Annotated in this window: 1 protein-coding gene; it reads right to left on the bottom strand. The window is 40.6% G+C overall.

The annotated features are described in order from the left end of the window. Positions 1 to 320 (bottom strand): hypothetical protein (locus AB4512_RS24845; RefSeq protein WP_372176132.1); only part of this gene is annotated, 320 nt, incomplete at both ends.

The raw sequence follows: 320 nt of genomic DNA, 5'->3' as shown, positions 1-320 counted from the left end.
GTCGTAGGTTGTGCTAATAACTGGCGAATTAAGGGTAAGAACATCATGTGCAGTAACGGCTGGTAAGTAAGTCATTGAGTTGACTCGAATACCATCAGCCTTATATCTCAAACGCTCGGTCAAGCCACAAGGATGGTTTACCTCATTGATTAACGTATATGAACCAATGCTTTCATAACCGAAGCTATAGCTACCTGCTTGTTCTGGTAAATTGCATTTGACGAGCTTGTTATTGCTAAGAGTAAGATTGAAGTAAGCTTCATGGGTACTGCCAATATTAGTAAAAATATTAACGCGCCCTACCGAGATATACTCAACCC

This window comes from Vibrio sp. 10N.222.52.B7, from assembly GCF_041474275.1.
Taxonomy (GTDB): Bacteria; Pseudomonadota; Gammaproteobacteria; order Enterobacterales; family Vibrionaceae; genus Vibrio; species Vibrio crassostreae_C.
Note: the sequence above shows the minus strand (reverse complement) of the source record. Positions and strands in the feature narration are given on the sequence as shown.